A 19179-nucleotide genomic window follows, 5' to 3' on the forward strand; every position below is an offset into this window, starting at 1 on the left:
CTCATCTGCTCCCGCCCGGCGGCGCTTGCCCCTTCCCCCAGCTTTTCCAACACGTCCAGAACCCACTTGCGGAACGCCTTCGCCCGCTCCGTCCGGGCGAACATCCCGATTAGGTGGCACCCGCGTGGTGAAAAGATGCGGACATCCCTCCCAGTTTGGGTGGGATGTATAATCAACCTCGTCATGGCGCTGTCAAACTCCTCTTGATGGCGGCGGTAGATTTTGCCGACGCCTTCGCTTCCTTTCGACATCCCTAGCGCGTCCGCAATCTGCGGACTCGCTAACCACGGCTTCCCATCTCTGTCCAAAACCTCCAGTTCCTGTCCCTTGAACTCAACTACGGCTGGCAGTCCCATGTCTGATCCTCCTTTTGTTATTTCCCGTTTTTAAGAAGCGTTTGAACGAGCTTTTTCCGCGCCCTCAACTTCATCTCCTGCTTTTCCAGAAGCCCCAGTTCGGCAAGCAAGGCGTCTTCGCCCATCAAAGCTATTCCCCCAAGCCGCTTCGCGTAAAAGTCGAGCATGGCCGGCTTTTGCAAAACAACATCGAGGGCCAGGGCGACGCTGAACGGAAGCCTGTGATCCTCGGCGGCGGGACTGGAATAGTTGGCTAGCATATGGATGGAAATATGCCGGTCAAGCACGGCGGATACTTTCGCCGCCAATTCTTTCCGGTCTAGCGGCGCTTCACATAGAATGTCCCCCAAGGCCCGGGCCACTTCATAGTCCAGATCGCGGAAGTCGTTCGCCGCATCCGGCTTTTTAGGTATTGCAAAGAAAAAGTCACCGTCTAGTAAGGAAAGCTGGTTTGCCGGGGCGCCCTTTTTCAATGTCATTTTATAGCCCCATTTTTCACATGCCGTTAAAGGCGGGGTTTGTTAAACTTGAGGCCGGTGGATTAAGGAAGATTCTCATGCGGCGTTCCTTCTATTGTCGGCAACGCCCCAAACTCTTTCATATGAGAGATTGAGGCGGGCCGCTATAGCGGCTTGAATGCGCCGCGAGATCATTCGGCGGTGGATAACCTTTGAAACACTCTGGGAAACAACCCCCAGATCTCTGGCAATTTTTGTTGGCCCAAGACCTTTAAGAATCAGCCTTGAACGTATCTGGTTAGGGGATAGCATCTTTTGCCTTTCAAAGGAACGGATGTAACTTATGGTGTGCAAGATAGCACTCTATAAAGTGCATTGCAAGCTAAAAACGTGCAATTGACAAAGGAGGTGTGCATTGAGACAGGGTGTTGGCTCTCGAATACAAGAATTAAGGGAAGAAAAGCGTCTGTCGCAGGGTGATTTCGCTAAAGTCCTGGGCGTTCATAGAAACACGATCGCGAAATGGGAAAGTGGGAAGCCAAGCCCGGATTGTGATTCGATTCTTAAAATATGCGAACTCTATGAAGTAAGTCCTGCGTGGTTATTGACAGGAGAAGGCACAGCTAATAGCCAGGAACAGGAAAAAAGAGTAAACGAAAACCTTTTGTCCAATATAACCGGGGATTTTCATCATCAATTATTGAAAAGTTTTTTTAGGCATGAAAACTATTACAACTTTGGGAAATATTCCGCTGGCATATACAACGCGGCAATTAAAATTAAGGCTGGAAACTCAAGGGACAAGTTTATTTATGAAGAGATAGCCCGTGTCATTGAAATGTTGGAAGACGCAAAGCTGGAAACCTATAAACAAACCTTCAAGGAATGTCGTGATTTACAGATAGGCATCAGCAAAGAGAATGACCGTAGAGATGTCATTGTCATTTGGCTAGCGGATTTGATCGCAGAAGGGAAAAAAGAAAGGTTCTTTGACATTCTCGAAAAGAGCCGAATATTATTTGATATTCAAGATGGCCGCGCCTCCGGCTTTTCTAAAAAGTTGGAGGCTTTAAGCGTAGAGGCGTCCTCTCTTTAAATTAGCTTTAAAGTCATCTGGGCCGCGCGGGAGTTCTAACCCTCCCCGGCCAGCCCGTATTCCCCCTTTTCCCCCTCGAATCGCGATCTTGAAACGCTCCTGCCGCCGGTGAAGAAGGCCGCCGTGATTTTCATCGCCCGGTGCGGCGAGATGGGCGTCCACATAATCCCAACCTGCACATACCGTTCGATGGCCGAGCAGGACCAACTCTACGCGCAGGGGCGGACAAAGCCGGGGCTGATCGTCACAAAGGCCCGGGCGGGCGAATCCTTCCACCAATACGGCGCGGCGCTGGATGTCGTCCCCGTAATCAACGGCAAGGCCGAATGGAACAATCCTGCGCTGTGGAATCAGATAGGGGAAACCGGGGAATCGTGCGGGTTTGAATGGGCGGGGCGCTGGCCGCATTTCAAGGAGGCGCCGCATTTTCAGATAACCGCCGGGATGGACTTCAAAACGATGAGCGCGATAGGGGCGGACGCGGTTGCCCGCCGGATCAGTGAATGGCTGGAAAGACGAACAATTGAAAAGGAGACCGTGACATGACTTTTAAAACTCTGTGCCTCTGCGCCTCTGTGGTTGTTTTACCGCTTCTCACCTCCTGCGGGGCCACCGCCGAATCGCTCCGCGTGGGAACCAACTCGGCGATGGCCACGGTCAAGATCACCCGCTCCGTGGAAGTCAGCGGGATCAAGGCCGAACACGGCCTCGAGGCGGTGCTGGCCGAGGCCGCCAAAGTGGAGGGCGCGAACAATGGACGTTAACGAAATGAAAGGCGAGGTGTTGGAATTCATAAACGACGTCAAATCGTCCCGCGTCCACGCGATTGCCCTTGCCGCCGCGTTCGCGCTTGGCCTGATAGTCATGGCGGCGCTTTCCGGTTGCGGCAACAAACTGGCGGGGGACACCACCACCACCACCACGAACACCGGATCACAGAACACCAGCGCGTCCACCGGAAACAGCAACACCGCCGGCTCCACCGCCGGATCGTTGCGGATCGTGAGCGTGGCCGCATCCTCCGTCACCACGGTGGACGCAACCGGCGCGGCCACAGGCGCCACCTCCTACACCGGATCGTGGGAGGACACGGCCATCACCGACGTCAACGGGCTGTTTTACTACACCCTTTATGATAACGGCGCTTTGTCTATATCCCAACTGTCCACTGTGGGGAGCCGTGGAAGTTTTCCGTGGACTCCGCTGACCTCCGGAACTCATCTGCTTGTGCTGGTCAGTTGGGACAACCGGCAAAGCGCGGCCTACGAGATCGTGACGCCGTAATGCCGCTTAAAGACCTGATAACGGACGCGGCCACGGGCCAACTGTCCCACGCGAAAATCTGGGCGAACGTGGCCTATGCCACGGCGACGCTCATAGTGATAATCATGGCGGTGAACGGAACGCTCGGCGGCGAGATTTTCCTGTGCTATCTGGCGGGGGTGGGGATGTCGGCGGCGGCCTCGAAATTCGCAAGCATGAAGCTTGGGCCAGGCTCCGTTTCACTCCCCTCGCAAGGGGACGCGGGCAAAGGGACTAACGATGCTGTTTACCGTCCTTAGCGCCTCCCCGCTGGCGCGCCTGGTGGCGTATGTCGCCGCGGCGCTTGTTGTCGGGTGCGCTTCCGGCATGTGGTTCATGGGCCGGTGGGACGCGGCAAACCAGGCGGACGCCATTGTGGCCGCCGCGAAGCAGACCCAGGCCCTCCGGCTTAGGTTCGTGAAAATCTCCGCCGAAGCCGTGGACGCGGACAGGCGGGACGCGGAACGTATGAACGCGATTGCGAGGACGTTAAATGAAAAAGCAAAAGCCGTGGCCTCTCCTGGCTGTGTTGATCTTGGCCGCCCTTGGGGCGAACTGTTCAACGCCGCAAGCGATCTTCCGGGAGTATCCGGCGGCTCCCCGGGAACTCGTTAAGGACTGCGGCCCGCTGGAAACGCTGGACGCAAGCGCGGGGACTGTTCCGCCAACAAGTGTCCTGCTGGCGGTGATAGAGAATGCCCGGCGCTATCACCAGTGCGCCGCGCGGCACAAGGCGATGACGGAGTGGTACGGGAAGGTAAAGAAGGCCGGTGAGGCTGATTCCGCCTGGCCGTGGGAATAAACAGTGAACGACCGGCGGCTACTCCTCCCGGTTGATGGGGCGGCCCCTCTTTTCCATGTCCAGGGGGGCCGCCAATTTAAAAAGGATGATTGAATGGATTGGCAGACGTTATCAACCCTCGGCGGTGTGATGGCCGGCTTCGGCGGGCTACTTGTCGGCGTGGTGAAATGGATACTTGAAAAACACCTGGCCCAGTTGGACAAGCGCTTCGAGGCGCTCGAAAAGGTCATCGGCGAGGATGTGTCCGAACTTAAAGAGCTTGAGCGGGAGCTTACGGAGCTTAAAGTCTCCCTGCCGGAAAAATACATCCGGCGGGACGACTGGATACATTTCTCCAGCACGATAGACGCGAAGCTGGACGGCATTTACAAAAAAATTGAAACCATATCGGAGAACGGCTGTGCAAAACGGGGACATTGCCAAAGCGATTCGTGAGGAGGCGCGGTGGCGCATCCTGGCCACGGTGAACCTGAACCGTCCGCAGTCCACCAACGAGACAACCATCCTGCGCGTGCTCACCGACGTGCAGTTGAACCTGTCGCCGATGGAATTGAGGAAGGAACTGGACTATCTGGAGGAACGGGGGCTGGTGGAAGTGGGTGGCAAGGACACGCAGGTCTGGTTCGCCAAACTCACCCGCAACGGGATAGACGTGGTGGAATACACCGTGCCGTGCGACGCTGGCATAGCGCGCCCGGCGAAGTATTGGTGACTCCGATGCCGCCGCGATCAAAGATCGGCTCGATCCCGGACAACCTCCGGGTGGAACTGGACCGCCGCCTCATGGCCGGCGGCTTCTCCGGCTATGAGGGGCTGGCCGGATGGCTCACGGAAAAAGGCTTCGCCATCTCAAAGTCCGCCCTGCACAGGTATGGGGAAAAGTTCGAGGAACGCCTTGGCGCGTTGAAGCTGGCCACGGACCAGGCCCGCGTGATTGTGGAATCCCTGGGCGACGATGAAGGGGCCACCAACGAGGCCCTGATCCGCCTGACGCAGGAAAAAATGTTCACGCTCCTTATGGAACTCAACGCCGCTGGCGATGAGGACGCCGCAAGATTGGCCTTGCCGAAAATAAGCCGCGTCGTCTCCGATCTTGCCCGCGCCAGCGTTTCCCAGAACAAACACCGCCAGGCGGTGCGCGAAAAGGCCCAGGCCGCCGCCGAGGAGGCCGTGACAGTCGCCAAAAAAGGCGGCCTGTCCGACGAAGCGGCGGAACAGATACGCAAGTCCATCCTTGGAGTCGCGGCATGAAAACTCCGTTCGTCCTTCTGCCGTATCAGCAGGCGTGGCTGGCCGACACGAGCGCCGTGAAGGTGTGGGAGAAGTCCCGCCGCATCGGGGCCAGCTGGGCGGACGCGGCGGATTCCTCCCTGCTGGCCGCAAGCTCCGGCGGCATGGACTGCTGGTACATAGGCTACAACCGGGAGATGGCCCGCGAATACATAAACGATTGCGCGTTCTGGGCGCGGAACTATCAATTGGCCGCCGGAGAAGTGGCCGAGGAAATAATCCGTGATGAGGACAAGGACATCCTCACATACAGGATAGTTTTCGCCTCCGGCCATCGGATAACGGCCCTCTCCTCCCGCCCCACCAACCTTCGAGGCAAACAAGGAAAGGTGGTGATAGATGAGGCCGCGTTCCACGACGATCTGCCCGGCCTGCTGAAGGCCTCGCTGGCCATGCTCATCTGGGGCGGCAGGGTCTGCGTGATCTCCTCCCACAACGGGGTGGACAGCGCCTTTAACTCCCTTGTCGGCGACGCCCGCGCGGGAAAGCTGGACTATTCGGTCCACCGCGCCACCTTCGACGACGCTTTGGAGGCTGGCCTATATAGAAGGATATGCCTTGTCACCAACCAGGCATGGACGCCGGAAGGCGAACAAACGTGGCGCGATGAGATAGTCAAAGCGCACGGGGACTCCGCCCAGGAGGAGCTTTTCTGCGTTCCAGCCAATTCCGGCGGAGCCTATCTCTCCCGCGCCCTCATCGAGGCGGCCATGTTCACCGCCCCGGTCGTCCGCTACTCCGCCCCGGAGAAATTCGTGAACCTGCCGGAGCATGTCCGCCGGGCCGAGATAGCAACATGGTGTGAAGAGCGGATAAAACCCCTGTTAACGGCGTTAAACCGCCATTGCAGGCATTATTTCGGGGTGGACTTCGGGCGCAAGGCGGACCTCTCCGTGATCGCCCCCATCGCGCGGGAACAAAATCTGTCGTACACCGTCCCTTTTATGGTGGAGCTTTTCAACGTCCCGTTCCACCAGCAGGAGCAAATCCTTTTTTACATAGCCGACGGCCTGCCAAAGCTTTTGGGCGGCGCGCTGGATTCCACCGGCAACGGGGCCTATCTGGGGGAAGTCGCCGCGCAACGCTACGGTTCCCGCATCGCCCAGGTGATGTTCAACAATCCCTGGTATGTGGAAAACATGCCCCGGTTCCGGGCTTCGTTTGAGGACGGGCGGCTGAAAATCCCGCGTGACGCCGACGTGCTGGCCGACCTCCGCCAGATACAGGTGATAAAGGGAATCCCGAAAATCCCGGACGTCCGAGAAAAAGGAAAAGACGGAAAACAAAGACATGCGGACAGCGCCATAGCCCTTGCCCTTGCCCATTACGCCGCCACGCGGGACACAGGGCCGATAGAGTTTGAAGCGCTAAACCAGCCCCGCGCTTCCGCTCGCGCATGGGAGGATTCCCCCATCGCAGGCGGCTCGCTGGATATCCATGAGGACAGGGGTTTCGGAGTCGTGGCCGGGCATATGGACTTAAGGGGGTATTGAAAGATGAGCGATAAAAAGCCGCCACTTATTGAAATCGCCACCACCGGGCGCGGGCGCGATATCACCCAGCCGTGGATCGGCGCGCTCCAGCCGCCGCAGGACTCCATCCTGTTTTCCCGTGGCGGCGACCTGAAAATATATGAAGAGGTCTTGCGTGACGACCAGGTGAAGTCCACCTTCACCCAGCGCCGGTCCGCCGTGATCTCCGCCGAATGGTTAATCAAGCCCGGCGGCGATTCGCCAAAGGATAAACAGGCCGCCGATTTCCTTCAGGCCCAGCTTGAAAAAATCGGGTGGGACAATGTGACGGACAAAATGCTATACGGCGTTTTCTTCGGCCACGCCGTGGCGGAAGTCCTTTGGGCGGCGGAGGGGGGTAAAGTCGTCATCAGCGGAATAAAAGTCCGCAATCCACGCAGGTTCCGCTATGACCCGGAAGGCAAGCTGCGCCTGCTGACAATGGGGAACATGATGACCGGCGAACTTTTGCCGGAGAAAAAATTCTGGACATTTTCCACCGGCTCGTTCCACGACGACAATCCCTACGGCCTCGGCCTTGCCCATTACCTTTATTGGCCGGTGTGGTTCAAGCGCAACGGGATGAAGTTCTGGGCGGTCTTTTTGGAAAAGTTCGGCGCGCCCACCGCGAAAGGGAGTTATCCGCGCGGCGCGTCGGAAGAAGAAAAAAACAGGCTTTTGCAGGCGCTCTCCGCGATCCAGACAGACGCCGGCGTGATCCTCCCCGAAGGGATGGCCATAGACCTGATCGAAGCGGCCCGGCGCGGCTCCGCCGATTACGACACGTTCATTTCGCGAATGGACGCGGCCATATCCAAAGTGGTGCTAAGCCAGACCATGACCACGGACAATGGGTCGTCCCTTTCCCAGGCCAAGGTCCATTCCGATGTGCGGGACGACGTGGTGAAGGCGGACGCCGACCTGGTCTGTTCCTCCTTTAATGAATCCGTGGCCAGGTGGCTCACCGAATGGAACTTTCCCGGCGCGATCCCTCCCAAGGTGTGGCGGCGCGTGGAGGAAGAACCGGATTTGAAGATGCAGAGCGAAACGGACAAAAACCTTTTTGCTATGGGCTATAAACGCACCGCCGAATCCGTGATCGAAATCTACGGCGACGGATTTGAGCCTGTGGAGGCCGCCAGTACGGGCACGGCGCGCCGTGCCCCTGCCTCCGCCTCATCTACCGCCTCTTTCGCGGAAGCCTCCGGCGTCATCGCGGACCTGCGCGGCAGGAACACGGCGGACCAGCTGGCGCTCATCGAAGGGGCGGACGCCCTGGCCGGGGAATATGAAACGCTGATCGGCGACCGCGTGGACGGCCTGCTGGCGCTATTGGATGAGACGAAAGACATAAAACTGTTTTCGGAACGCCTCTCCGAAATCCTGAAATCCGCCCCGCCCCCGGCGCTTGTGAAAGCGCTGGAGAACGCGGGGATAAACGCAAAACTGCTCGGCATGGGCAACGCTCAAAGGTGAAAACATGTGGATAGGTAAAAAGAATAGCGGCGCTGGCGGAGCGGTGAACTCCGTCAACACGAAGACAGGCGATGTGGTCCTGACTCCCGCCGATGTCGGCGCGGCCCCGGCTGGGGCGTATGAACCGGCCAACGCGAACATCCAGTCGCATATATTGGACGCCGCCAATCCCCACGCCGTCACGGCGGCGCAGGCCGGGGCCTCCCCCGTTGGGCACACACACGTCCAGGCCGAAAGCCACAACGCGCCGGACACGGACAGCGCGGGGACCGCGCTCCATCACACCATAGGCGGCGGCTCGAACCAGGCGGCGGCGGGCAACCATAATCACTCCGGCACATACGAACCGGTGGACGCAACGATCCTCCGCCAGGCGAACCTCGCCGGAAGCGGCGCGGCGGTAACTCCCGCCAAAAGCGATCACGACCACACCGGGGCGTATGAACCGGCCAACGCGAACATCCAGTCGCATATATTGGACGCCGCCAATCCCCACGCCGTCACGGCGGCGCAGGTAGGGAATACGGCGGCGCAATGGAACGCGGACAAAATCCAGGGCAAGCCCGTTTCCGCCACCGCCCCCGCCAACGGGCAGGAATTGCAGTACAACTCAACCTCCGGCCAGTGGGAGCCTGTCACTCCGTCCACGGGCGGCGGCTCCGGGTTCACTGTCGTTTCAAAAACCTTAACGAACAGCCCATACCAGTCCGCCGTGTCCGAAGCGGTCTGGTTCGACGCCTCCGGCGGCTCATCCACCATGTACCTCCCCACCGTCACGGGGAACGCGAACAAGGAAGTCGCGATCACAAAGACGGATTCCTCGGCGAACACCGTCACAGTCACCAAGGCCCCCGGCGACGGGGGCGGCGTTCTTATAAACGGGGCGGCAAACTTTGTTCTTACCGTTCAGAACCAGTCCATCACGGTCATCACTGATGGAAACGTGTGGAGGGTCATGTAATGTCTTACCCCGCGCACCCGGCAATAATGTTCCGCGCCACAATGAGCGCCGCCACCCAGTCCGTCACCCTGAACACCACCGCCATAGTCCAGTTCGACACGGCGGCGGAAAACGTGGGTGGTGGATTCAACACCGCCACATACAAGTTCACCGCCCCCGTCGCCGGGGTGTACGAATTCACCGCGTCGGTGAATTTCAACGCCAATTCAGGGGCATATAGCGCATATGTCCTTCTATATAAAAACACCTCAACTAATGTCGCCAAGGGACAAGGATATACAAACGACATATTCACTGTCGTGACCCAGGTCCTGACCCTTGCCGCCGGGGACACAATCCACGCATCACTCAACGCTCCCGGCGTGGCCAGAACAATTTACGGGAATGACGTTGCTACCCGCTTTGAAGGCGTCCTCCTAAGGGCCGCATAAGGAGATAATCACAATGAACACGTTGCCGTTAAAGATTGAATATCTGCTCACGCTGGCCGGCCATGCGGTAAGTGAGACCACGTTTTCAAAAGATGTCCAGATAATGGACGATGGAGGCGGCCTTTATGTCGCCGGTTGGGATGACGCCAAACTAGGCCCCCGCCCCACAGACGCGGCGTCGGCCGCGCTGGACACAGACCCCGGCTTCATCGTCTGGCGGTTGGCCGGACTTTATGCTGAAATCAAAGCCGGGTGGAAGGCCGAGGGACTGCGAAGGTTCGAGAAAAAGTGGGGGCAGAATAAAGTCCAACAGGCCGCCGTGCAACGGGCAAACCCCGCGCTTGCGCTTCTTTCCGCCGCCGAACTCGCGGCGGTGGAGGCGGACATACAGGCCGGGGTGGACGCTTACAACACGGCGAAGACCGCGCTGGCCGCCGCCCTGTCGGCAAACGATGAGGCGGCGATGCTCGCCGCCCCCGCCCCGGCGTATCCGTTGTCCGCGTGATAAAGGAGACATGAAATGAGCTACAACCCGGATGTCCTGTATTTCCCTTCGCTGATATCTTCCGGCGTCGCGTCTTATACCGTCCCGGCTGGACAAACTTTGCAACTGGCATATGTGGACATTGTGAACAACACGGCGTCATCAGTTGACTCACAGATATATATTGGTACGGTAAAATATTACTACGTCCAGGTCCCCGCCTATAGCTCTGTCCGCTGGACCTGTTATGGCAAATTCCCGGAGGGCACAATCATCCAATCTGTCGGTGGATTCCGTAACTTCTGGGGAGATTTGGTTTGACTTTTAACGCCGTTATAAAAAACGTTTAAAAATGTTGTGGGGCTGGTGATGATAAATTATACGCAAAATAATGAGCGCGTAAAATCCCTTGCCATAACGCACGGATAACACGGATGAAACACCGGAATAACGCGGTAAATAAAAATGCGTTACGCCGCGCGCTTCTCCGTCCAAAAACGTTCAAACCCTGTTCAATCAATGGGATGTGTGAGAGTTTTTGCCGGAAGGGAGTTTTTTGAATCCTAGAGGGAGGTGTTGGGACAAATTTGTCCCGGTATTATGTTAACTCGCGTTCGAAAAAGGGGGTTAAAAGTCTCCAACCAGCCAAAAAAAAGCGGGGGTGAAGGTCTTTGTCCCAACCTTCACCCTCCGGCGGGAGTTAAATGGGTTATAGCCCCTGCAAGAGGCATCGTGTGGCGGGTTTGTTTACCATAATCGCCGATACCATGCCAAAACACCCTCGATTCCCTCAAAAATCTCCTTTTCAACCCCCGAGATCTCACTTTCCATCTCTAAAAAGTGGTTGTCCGGCAATTTTCTGACGCCTATTTCGTACAATTCCCGGAATGCCCGCACCGGATGCATATAAAACCGTCCCGGCTCCCATCCCCCGCCGGGGGTTTTGAAAAGAACCCGGAACGCCATCTCATCCCGCACAACATTGTCTTTTCTTGTGCAGATATAAGACTGTATCCGCATCGCCGGGCCGATGGCGGCGTCCAAATGATTGTCCAATATCCTTTGCGAATACCGGTTTTTCCCGTCGCCCACCCCGGCGTCTCTCTTTAGCTCAACTCCCTCAAAAGCCGATTTAACGCGGCCCTTGAATTCTGATATCCTCGGGGGCACCCCCCTTGCGCCAGCCAGATTTTCCGATGGCTCCCCGGATTCCGTCAGCCAGTCAATGAGCGCATCAAGGGTGACGTAATATCTCTTGTTCTTCCATTCCCTCCCGGATTTCTCCTGCAAAAACCACTGGTGTTCGTTCGTGGTTATCCTGTATTTTTCGCTCACCGGTATCAGCATGTTCTCCTCCATTGATGGTTTTCCCGGCAGTATGGGGTTGCCCATCCCGCCGGGTCGCGTCAGTTGTGTTGGGTCGGGGCGTTTTAACCCCGGTTTTTCACCGGGACGGCGTCAAAAACCGGCAAAATAAACCCCGGTGCGCCGGTTCCGGCCTCCGCGGCGCTTTCCAGAAGCGCGGCGAATTGCCGGTCCCTCGCCGCGTCAATGGCGGAGTGGATGATAAGAAGAACGTCCCCCACGCCGTCCAGGCTGGGGAGGACTGGGCCGTCCGCCGATTTTAACAGCGTGGCGACGGTTTTCAGCGCCCCGTTGGCGTCGGATATCTGGTTGAGCGCGTCAACCTTGGGATAAACCAATATGTCCTTGAATCTCATGGCGGGTCTCCTGTTGTTTTTCCAAACCCCTCTTTCTACGAAAGGGTTTTTATAAAGGTCAGGAGGTTAGAAACCGTCAACAGGACCGGCGGGGCTTATTGGTTATTCGGCCCCCCTCCTGGCCTAATCAGCGTCCAGACGCAAAAAAGGCCACAATCTTTCGGGGCGGCTTTCCGCCTGTTAAAGCGTTTCTACGCGCTTGGGAAAAAGTCTATTCCCGCCCGGCCCTTAAATCAAGGACAAAAATAATTTTAATGACCCTATACAAGTGACATGACCACGCCCGTCCGCGTTTGAGAAAATCCCGGCATGACAACAACCACCAGCGGTTTCAGCTTCTCCCTCCCCCCGGAGGAGGCCTTAAAATTCTTCCGTGCGAAAGGTCTGAAAACATCCTTCGCCTGGCAGGACATGGTGCATGAGGAACATTCCCGCGCCTTCACCGTCGCCAAGATGATGGACATGGACATGCTCGCCGACGTGCGCGCCGTGGTGGACGCGGCCCTCGCCGAAGGTTGGAGCTTTTACAAGTTCAAGGAAAACCTTGTCCCCTATCTCGCCGATAAAGGCTGGTGGGGCGTGAAGGACATGCTCGATCCCCTCACCGGGGAGATCAAGACCGTCCAGCTCGGATCCCCGCGCCGGCTGAAAACCATTTTCGACACGAACATGTCCACGGCCTACGCCGCCGGCAAGTGGACGGCGATCCAGCAGACCGCCAAGTCCGCCCCGTATCTTATGTACGACGCCGTGAATGATGGGCGGACACGCCCGCAACATAGAGCGTGGGACGGCACGGTGTTGCTGGTGAACGATCCCTGGTGGGACACGCATTATCCCCCCAACGGCTGGAACTGCCGTTGCTCTGTGATCCAGCTTGATAAACGCCAGCTGGAACGGCTGCGCAAAACCGGGCCTTCCAGCGTCCCCGATTCGCCAACGCGCGAATGGACAAACCCCCGCACCGGCGAACTCCTCTCCGTCCCCGCCGGCATAGACCCCGGCTGGGGCTACAATCCGGGGGCGGAACGCGGGGGAGATATATTAAAAGCCTTCGCGGAAAAGCTTCAGTCTTCTCCACCGGATCAGGCCATGCGCACCCTGACCGGGTATGTGGCCTCCGGCGAGTTCACTGATTGGGTAGAAAAGCCGCTTTGGAACCTCCCGGTGATGCGCATCCCCGGCGAAGTCTCCGCCGCCATAGGGGCAAAAATATCCGTGGCGTCCCTTTCCCCGGAATCGGCGGGCAAGAATTATATGGCGCATTGGGAGCTTTCAACGGATGACTATAAACAACTTCCGATGATGGGGCATGCTCCCGCCGCCGTCATCCAGGATAGCCAGACTTCCTCCGTTCTGGTGAGAACCGGTGGCGATGGCAAAACGTATTTGGCTGTGGTAAAGGCAACGGAAACAGGTTACGGGTTGTTCGTCACGTCGTTTAGAAAGACCAAACAGGCGGATATGGAGAGATTATTGCGAAAAGGAAAACTGATATACGGCTCTTTGGGGAATTTATGAAGCGCGTAGCGGGGACTCCCACCCCCCCGCGTTCATCCTTTCGGCCACGGTCGGGAGATTCACCGTGAGTACGCGCCCACCAATAATATAGCGCTTTTTTAATCCCATATCCAGCCCCGTTTTCCTGCCCCGCCGTATTCAAACCACTTTTTCACCACCAAGACCTTGAAAATAATTTGAATGACCATCTTCCACCGACATGAACATCCCCGGCCACTCTGGGAAAATCACCCGTATGAAAACTGAAAACAGCAAAAGGCGCCCATGAAAAAAATCGCCATCTTCAAGCCCGGGACACACACCGACAGCTCCGGCAAGACCGTCTCGTTCACCGAAGCCGATTTGAAAAAGTCCGCCCAGGTGTACGACTCGAAAATACACGAGGCCCCCATCGTCGTGGGGCATCCGCAAAACGCCGCTCCGGCGTATGGATGGATCGGCGGGCTTGCTTACGCGGACGGGCATCTATCAGCCGAACCAAAACAGGTGAACGCGGATTTCGCGGAGCTTGTGAAAAGCGGCGCGTACAAAAAAATCAGCGCCAGCTTCTATATGCCGGACTCTCCGGCGAATCCGGTGAAGGGATCGTATTACCTCCGCCACGTCGGCTTCCTTGGGGCCATGCCGCCGTCGCTCAAAGGTCTGCCGGCCTTTTCTTTCAACGAAAAAGAGGAAGGGGTGGTCAGTTTTTACGAAGCCCTTTCAAGCGGTGAAAGCGACGATTCGATAGCCGCCCGGCTCTTCCGCCGCTTCCGCGATTGGATCATCAGCGAAAAAGGGCAGGACGTGGCCGACCAGGTGATCCCGGCGGCGGACGTGGACGCCCTCACGGCTTCTGCGGTGGCCGAAGCTTTGGAGGCCCAGCAAAAAGCGTCAACACCGGAATCCCCGGTTTCAGCAAATACCAACTTTTCGGAGACCAAAATGAGCGCAGAAGACGCCGCCAAAAAGAAGGCGGAGGAAGACGCGGCCGCGAAGGCCGCCGCGGATCGGGAGGCCAGTTTCGCCGGGCGGGAAAAAGAGCTTGCCCGCCGGGAAGCGGAGCTTTCCAAAAAAGACAACGCCGACTTTGTGGAAAAGCTCATCGGCGAAGGCAAAGTCCTTCCCGCCGGCAAGGGGCTTTTGGTGGAGCTTATGGGCCACCTGGGACCGGACACGGTCTCCTTCGCCGAAGGGGACAAGCAGGTGTCAAAACCGCTCGGCCAGGCGTTCCGCGATTATCTCTCCAGCCAGCCGAAGGTCGTGGAGTTCTCCGAGGTGTCCGGCGGAGACAAAAAACTTCCGGACGGCGCGGCCCCGGAAGTGATCGCCCGCGCCGCCCGCGAATACCGCGATGCGGAGGTTGGTAAGGGCCATCAGGTGAGCTATTCAGAAGCGGTCAATCATGTCATCAAGGAAGGAAAATAAACGATGCACACTCCCACTCTCATAAAAAGCTTTCCGGTGGACGCGGCTTGCGCCCCGTTCCGCGTTCTTGCCATCGGCTCCGGCTCTGGCGCTTTAAAACAGGCCACCGGCCCCGGTGACACACTCCTGGCCGTGGCGGACTCGCTTGGCAGCAACGCGGTCAACCGGGTGGACGCGATTTTGGACGGCGTGGCCCAGGTGGAATACGGCGGGGCGGTCGCCCAGGGGGACTACCTCACCTCCGACTTGAACGGCAAGGCCGTGGCCGCCACGAGGCACACCCACGCGGAGAACACCGCCGCCGCCTACACCCAGAACGCCGCCACCGCCGCCGGTGAAAAATCGGCTGTCATCGGCGTGGCGCTGGTCTCCGGCGTGGCCGGCGACATCGGCTCCGCGAAACTCAACCCCGCCCTGATTTAACAAAAGGAGATATTGAAAATGCCTGGCAATTTTCCGTTTCCGATCCAGCCCCAGCTCACCGCGATAGCGATAGCTTATAAAAACGGCGCGTACATCGCGGACTCCGTTCTGCCGCGCACCCCGGTGGGGCTGAAGGCCTACCGATACCGCAAGTATTCCCTGGGCGATTCCTTCTCCATCCCGGACACTTCCGTTGGGCGCACCTCGCGGCCAAACCAGGTGGAGTTCGGCTTCACCGAGGAGACCGGCTACTGCATGGATCACGCGCTCGACGATCCGGTGCCGCAGGACGATATAGACAACGCCCCGGCCAACTACAACCCCTTGGGCGTCTCCACGGAGTTCACCTCCAACCTCATTGAGTTGGACAGGGAGGCCCGCGTGGCCAGGCTTGTGCAGGACGCGGCCAATTACCCCGCAACTAACAAGGCGGCCCTTTCCGGGACATCCGTGTTCACCGACCCGGCCTCCGATCCCATCGCCACGATAATGAGCGCGATGGACTCCATGATCGTCAGGCCAAACGCTATGGTCGTCGGGCGCCAGGCGTGGAGCGCCCTTATCCGCAACGCCGCGATCAACAAGGCGGTCAACCGCAACGTGGGGGACAAGGGCGTCGCCCGCAAGCGGGACCTGGCCGACCTGTTCGAGCTGTCGTACATCTTCGTCGGCGAATCGTGGCTCAACTGCGCGAAGAAGGGGCAGTCCCCCACCATCGCCCGCGTGTGGGGCCCGCACATCGTCCTTATCTACCGCGACGTGCTTTCCGGCCCGGCGCGGGGAACAACTTTCGGGTTCACCGCCCAGTTCGGGACGCGAATGGCCGGGGCCGAGGCGGAGAAGAACATCGGCATGAGGGGCGGGCAGATGGTCCGCGTGGGAGAGTCCGTGGACGAAAAAATCTGCGCGGCTGAAATGGGCTATCTCATCCAGAACTGCGCTTGATGGAGGGACGGATGAAATACCAGGTGAAGTCCCCGATCCTCCACAACGGCAAACGGGTTGAGCCGGGGAAGACCCTCGATCTGGACGAAAAGGAGGCCGGGCCGCTTGTGCGGCTGGGCTGTCTGGAGTCCCTTTCGGAAAAGAAGGACAGGTAGCGGACAGTCATTCCCGCCGGATGGGGTCTCTCCGTCCGGCGGGGGTCTTAAAAAAGGCTTTTAAGATTGAGGTAAAGGAAAATTATGTGCTTATCGTCCACAGGGCTTTTGACGGGAGAAAATAAAAATGTTCGTATTTGACGATGCTCGCGGCCTATGGAGGCATAAGGAAACGGCCGCCGCCGGGCAGACTTCAACCCCTTTGATTTGCGTCCCCGGCGACGCGGCGCAGGAAGCCTATCGCGCCGTCACTGTGGGTGTCTCCCCCTCCGTTGGGGCGTCGGCCCTTGTCCAGTTCACGCTGGACGATGAGGCGGCGATCACCGCTAACACCGCGGAATGGTTCGACTGGCCCAACGGGCCGGTGACGGCGAAATCATTCGACAGTTTTATAACTCCCTGCACCGCTCTCCGGCTCACAGCCACCGGCGGCGCGGTGACATGGTGGGCGCTGGTGTGATCCCATGAACTATTGCGCGCTCGCCGATCTTGTCACGCGCTACGGCCAGCAGGATGTTCTCGCGCGGACGGACCGCGATAATGACGGCGTGGCGGACGCCGCCGTGGCGGACGCCGCCATTGCCGACGCCTCGGCGCTGATAGATTCATATCTCGCCGGGCGGTACAGTGTGCCGTTCACCTCGCCCCCCCCGGCGCTCACGCGCGTTGCGTGCGATATCGCCTGGTATCTCCTTTTCTCCGATGAAAAAGCGCCAGACCAGGTGAAAACGAAGTACGACGCGGCCATTGAATTTTTAAAGGCCATAAAGTCCGGCGAAATCTCCCTCGGCGCTGGCGGTGTTGGCGTGGCGGCAGTTGCCGACCTTCCCAAATATACAGACCCCCTCCGCGTGTTCACGCGGGACACAATGAGCGATTATTGACATGTCCGGCGAACCGGTATCCCTCGAAATAAAGTCCGAAGCGGTGATGGCCTCGCTTTCGCGGCTGTACGAAACCGGCGCGGACATGACACAAGTCCATGAGGATATCGCCGCCGGCTTGCTCTCCCGTGTGCAACTCACCATGAAAAACGGAGTAAGCCCTTACGGAGTTCCCTACAAGCCGCTTAAATACCGCAAAGGTGGCCGCCCACTCATAGACTCCGGGGACTTGAAGGACTCCATCAACTGGCAGGCTGACAAAAATCGCGCGGTGGTGTCCACAAAAAAAGAATACGCCACCACTCACCAGTTCGGCGCGGTGGACAGGGTGATAACGGCGCGCAACGCCAAGGCCCTGCGGTTTTTTATTCCCGGCCATTTCCGCTATGTACCAGTCATAAACACTCGCGCTGTCCGGTGGAAGGCCGTGGACGCTCCCATATTTGCCAAATCCGTAAAAGTCACCATCCCTGCGCGCCCGTTCTTTCCGGCGGGCGATTTGCCGGATACCTGGCGGGATGACGTGCTGGCGATAATCCACAACCATCTCGCCGGTGCGGCCAATGGCTGATTTTTTCTTTTTGGAACAGCCCATAGTGGACCGCGTGATGGCGGCCGCGCCGGAGCTGAAGTCCGTCACGGGGCTTTCCAGCCTCGCCACGCGCCCGGATGACGTGATAAAGCCGCCGATGGCCTATGTCCTCTATTACGGGTATGAAGCCGGAGATTCCGCCGGCATGGCGCTCATGGACGGCGAACAGATAATCACCCAGCGCTGGCTGGTGGACCTGATCGTCCGTGACATAAAATCGCTCACCCACGGGCAGACCGCCCGAATCACCGCCGGGACGATCCTGTCCAAAATCTCCACCGCGCTGCGCATGTGGGAGTCCCGCCCGGCGGGCGTCTCCCCGTTCGTCCTTGTCCCCGCCCCCATGCCGGAGGTGGACAAGGACGGGGTCTGGAGTTTTCCTCTGCTGTTCAAGACCTCTTTTACCATCGTTTAGGGAGGATTACATGCTTGTCAAATTCATAAGATCACACACCCACGCAAGGGTGGATTACCGGGCCGGGGACAAACTGGAAACGGACGATGAGACCGCCCGGTTGATCGTAGAGGAGTTCAAGGCCGCCGAATACGTTTCGGCGCAAGATTCCGCGCCGGTGATCCCGGCCAAAAAGAAGAAAACCAATTAAAGGAGAAATGTAATGTCTATCATTGTAAGAAGCTTTGGTGGGCGCGGCCCCGTCCGCATGTCCGTTCGCGGCCTGAATTCCTACACCCCGATGTGGAACGCCCAGAAGTTCGACCTGGCCACGGAGACCGCCGAGGACAAGCTGTTAAACGCAATGTCCGCCGCCGGCGGGATCATAGACTCCATGACGATGGTCACCGGGGCCAGCGTCGGCATAAACAGCCCGGACTACCACCCGGATTCCATCGCCCAGGTGCTCCTGGGAAAGAACGTGAGCGCCGTTGCCGGTACAGCCACCGCCGAGGCGCACACCGTCGCCGCCCAGGGGACGGTGGTGAAGCTGGACAAAATCCCGCTGGCCGTGTCCGCCGTGAAAGACGGGACCGGCGCGGCAACCTATGTCCTGGGGACGGACTACAACGTCACAGCCGCCGGGATTGAGGTCATCACAGGCGGGGGGATAGCCGCCGCGTCGGTGATAAAGGTGGACTATTCCACCCCCGCCGTGGACGTTGTCCACGCCCTCACGGACGTTGGCGCGGAGTTCTCCATGCTCTTCGAGGGGGTGAACACCCAGTCGAAAAAGAATGTCATCATCGAAATCTTCCGGTGCCGGTTCACCGCCGCGAAACAGTTGAGCTTCCTTTCGGCGGACACGAAATTCGGCCACTACGATTTCACGGCGAACATCCTTGCGGATGAATCCCGCCCCGCCGGTGAAAGCCAGTATTTCAAGATCACCTACGTAAATTAAGGAGCG

30 protein-coding genes are annotated in these 19179 nt (G+C 58.3%); 26 read left to right on the plus strand and 4 right to left on the minus strand.

The window, feature by feature from the left end:
• Positions 1 to 356 (minus strand): hypothetical protein (locus HZB60_04025; protein MBI5058937.1); only part of this gene is annotated, 356 nt, incomplete at its 3' end.
• A 17-nt stretch (positions 357 to 373) separates the two neighbouring features.
• On the minus strand, positions 374 to 835 hold the full coding sequence (locus HZB60_04030; protein ID MBI5058938.1) for a hypothetical protein: 462 nt from the start codon (positions 833 to 835) through the stop codon (positions 374 to 376).
• A gap of 394 nt (positions 836 to 1229) precedes the next feature.
• Here HZB60_04030 and HZB60_04035 point away from each other — a divergent pair, with 394 nt between their 5' ends.
• From HZB60_04035 to HZB60_04105, 15 genes are all read left to right on the plus strand, one after another.
• The gene (locus HZB60_04035) at positions 1230 to 1910 is read left to right on the plus strand and encodes a helix-turn-helix transcriptional regulator (protein MBI5058939.1); all 681 of its coding nucleotides are present in this window, start codon (positions 1230 to 1232) and stop codon (positions 1908 to 1910) included.
• Between the two features lie 108 nt (positions 1911 to 2018).
• Positions 2019 to 2456 carry a M15 family metallopeptidase gene (locus tag HZB60_04040; GenBank protein ID MBI5058940.1) on the plus strand — a complete coding sequence of 146 codons (438 nt, stop codon included), beginning with the start codon at positions 2019 to 2021 and terminating at the stop codon, positions 2454 to 2456.
• Positions 2453 to 2674, plus strand: a complete 222-nt coding sequence (locus HZB60_04045) for a hypothetical protein (GenBank protein ID MBI5058941.1) — start codon at positions 2453 to 2455, stop codon at positions 2672 to 2674. The genes HZB60_04040 and HZB60_04045 overlap by 4 nt, the downstream gene beginning before the upstream one ends.
• Positions 2664 to 3194 (plus strand): hypothetical protein, encoded by a 531-nt coding sequence (locus HZB60_04050; GenBank protein ID MBI5058942.1) that lies wholly within the window; start codon positions 2664 to 2666, stop codon positions 3192 to 3194. The genes HZB60_04045 and HZB60_04050 overlap by 11 nt, the downstream gene beginning before the upstream one ends.
• Positions 3194 to 3472: a hypothetical protein gene (locus HZB60_04055; GenBank protein ID MBI5058943.1), complete on the plus strand. Its 279-nt coding sequence runs from the start codon at positions 3194 to 3196 to the stop codon at positions 3470 to 3472. Before HZB60_04050 ends, HZB60_04055 begins: the two co-directional genes overlap by 1 nt.
• A complete protein-coding gene (locus HZB60_04060) occupies positions 3453 to 3827 on the plus strand; it encodes a hypothetical protein (protein MBI5058944.1) in 375 nt (124 codons plus the stop codon). The genes HZB60_04055 and HZB60_04060 overlap by 20 nt, the downstream gene beginning before the upstream one ends.
• 280 nt (positions 3828 to 4107) lie before the next feature.
• Entirely contained in the window at positions 4108 to 4449 is a 342-nt protein-coding gene (locus HZB60_04065) for a hypothetical protein (protein ID MBI5058945.1), read from the plus strand.
• The gene (locus tag HZB60_04070; protein MBI5058946.1) at positions 4415 to 4726 is read left to right on the plus strand and encodes a hypothetical protein; all 312 of its coding nucleotides are present in this window, start codon (positions 4415 to 4417) and stop codon (positions 4724 to 4726) included. Before HZB60_04065 ends, HZB60_04070 begins: the two co-directional genes overlap by 35 nt.
• A 5-nt stretch (positions 4727 to 4731) precedes the next feature.
• Complete coding sequence (locus HZB60_04075; protein ID MBI5058947.1) at positions 4732 to 5265, plus strand: DUF3486 family protein; 534 nt, start codon at positions 4732 to 4734, stop codon at positions 5263 to 5265.
• Entirely contained in the window at positions 5262 to 6797 is a 1536-nt protein-coding gene (locus HZB60_04080) for a hypothetical protein (GenBank protein MBI5058948.1), read from the plus strand. The genes HZB60_04075 and HZB60_04080 overlap by 4 nt, the downstream gene beginning before the upstream one ends.
• A 3-nt stretch (positions 6798 to 6800) precedes the next feature.
• A complete protein-coding gene (locus HZB60_04085; GenBank protein MBI5058949.1) occupies positions 6801 to 8291 on the plus strand; it encodes a DUF935 family protein in 1491 nt (496 codons plus the stop codon).
• Between the two features lie 4 nt (positions 8292 to 8295).
• Positions 8296 to 9252, plus strand: a complete 957-nt coding sequence (locus HZB60_04090; protein MBI5058950.1) for a hypothetical protein — start codon at positions 8296 to 8298, stop codon at positions 9250 to 9252.
• Complete coding sequence (locus HZB60_04095) at positions 9252 to 9683, plus strand: hypothetical protein (protein MBI5058951.1); 432 nt, start codon at positions 9252 to 9254, stop codon at positions 9681 to 9683. Before HZB60_04090 ends, HZB60_04095 begins: the two co-directional genes overlap by 1 nt.
• A gap of 13 nt (positions 9684 to 9696) precedes the next feature.
• The gene (locus HZB60_04100) at positions 9697 to 10188 is read left to right on the plus strand and encodes a hypothetical protein (GenBank protein MBI5058952.1); all 492 of its coding nucleotides are present in this window, start codon (positions 9697 to 9699) and stop codon (positions 10186 to 10188) included.
• A 15-nt stretch (positions 10189 to 10203) separates the two neighbouring features.
• A complete protein-coding gene (locus HZB60_04105; GenBank protein MBI5058953.1) occupies positions 10204 to 10488 on the plus strand; it encodes a hypothetical protein in 285 nt (94 codons plus the stop codon).
• Positions 10489 to 10914: 426 nt separating this feature from the next.
• Here the strand turns inward: HZB60_04105 and HZB60_04110 are convergent, their stop codons facing one another.
• Positions 10915 to 11514 (minus strand): hypothetical protein, encoded by a 600-nt coding sequence (locus tag HZB60_04110; GenBank protein MBI5058954.1) that lies wholly within the window; start codon positions 11512 to 11514, stop codon positions 10915 to 10917.
• An 83-nt stretch (positions 11515 to 11597) separates the two neighbouring features.
• Positions 11598 to 11888 carry a hypothetical protein gene (locus tag HZB60_04115; protein MBI5058955.1) on the minus strand — a complete coding sequence of 97 codons (291 nt, stop codon included), beginning with the start codon at positions 11886 to 11888 and terminating at the stop codon, positions 11598 to 11600.
• Between the two features lie 309 nt (positions 11889 to 12197).
• On the opposite strand from HZB60_04115, the gene HZB60_04120 reads away from it, so the two are divergent.
• The 11 genes from HZB60_04120 to HZB60_04170 all read left to right on the plus strand — a co-directional run bounded on the left by HZB60_04120 (position 12198) and on the right by HZB60_04170 (position 19173).
• Positions 12198 to 13409: a minor capsid protein gene (locus HZB60_04120; protein MBI5058956.1), complete on the plus strand. Its 1212-nt coding sequence runs from the start codon at positions 12198 to 12200 to the stop codon at positions 13407 to 13409.
• A gap of 264 nt (positions 13410 to 13673) precedes the next feature.
• Positions 13674 to 14816 (plus strand): peptidase, encoded by a 1143-nt coding sequence (locus HZB60_04125; protein ID MBI5058957.1) that lies wholly within the window; start codon positions 13674 to 13676, stop codon positions 14814 to 14816.
• Positions 14817 to 14819: 3 nt separating this feature from the next.
• Positions 14820 to 15239, plus strand: coding sequence for a DUF2190 domain-containing protein (locus tag HZB60_04130; GenBank protein ID MBI5058958.1), 420 nt, complete (start codon positions 14820 to 14822; stop codon positions 15237 to 15239).
• An 18-nt stretch (positions 15240 to 15257) separates the two neighbouring features.
• Entirely contained in the window at positions 15258 to 16184 is a 927-nt protein-coding gene (locus HZB60_04135) for a phage capsid protein (GenBank protein MBI5058959.1), read from the plus strand.
• 11 nt (positions 16185 to 16195) lie between these two features.
• Positions 16196 to 16339: a hypothetical protein gene (locus HZB60_04140; protein MBI5058960.1), complete on the plus strand. Its 144-nt coding sequence runs from the start codon at positions 16196 to 16198 to the stop codon at positions 16337 to 16339.
• A 127-nt stretch (positions 16340 to 16466) separates the two neighbouring features.
• Positions 16467 to 16799 (plus strand): hypothetical protein, encoded by a 333-nt coding sequence (locus tag HZB60_04145; GenBank protein ID MBI5058961.1) that lies wholly within the window; start codon positions 16467 to 16469, stop codon positions 16797 to 16799.
• 4 nt (positions 16800 to 16803) lie between these two features.
• Positions 16804 to 17223, plus strand: a complete 420-nt coding sequence (locus HZB60_04150) for a DUF1320 domain-containing protein (protein MBI5058962.1) — start codon at positions 16804 to 16806, stop codon at positions 17221 to 17223.
• 1 nt (position 17224) lies between these two features.
• A complete protein-coding gene (locus HZB60_04155; protein MBI5058963.1) occupies positions 17225 to 17794 on the plus strand; it encodes a phage virion morphogenesis protein in 570 nt (189 codons plus the stop codon).
• Positions 17787 to 18230 carry a hypothetical protein gene (locus HZB60_04160; protein ID MBI5058964.1) on the plus strand — a complete coding sequence of 148 codons (444 nt, stop codon included), beginning with the start codon at positions 17787 to 17789 and terminating at the stop codon, positions 18228 to 18230. The genes HZB60_04155 and HZB60_04160 overlap by 8 nt, the downstream gene beginning before the upstream one ends.
• 10 nt (positions 18231 to 18240) lie before the next feature.
• A complete protein-coding gene (locus HZB60_04165) occupies positions 18241 to 18420 on the plus strand; it encodes a hypothetical protein (protein ID MBI5058965.1) in 180 nt (59 codons plus the stop codon).
• A 12-nt stretch (positions 18421 to 18432) separates the two neighbouring features.
• Entirely contained in the window at positions 18433 to 19173 is a 741-nt protein-coding gene (locus HZB60_04170; protein ID MBI5058966.1) for a hypothetical protein, read from the plus strand.
• The last annotated feature ends 6 nt before the right edge of the window (positions 19174 to 19179 follow it).

This window comes from candidate division KSB1 bacterium (assembly GCA_016214895.1).
GTDB lineage: Bacteria > Electryoneota > RPQS01 > RPQS01 > RPQS01 > JACRMR01.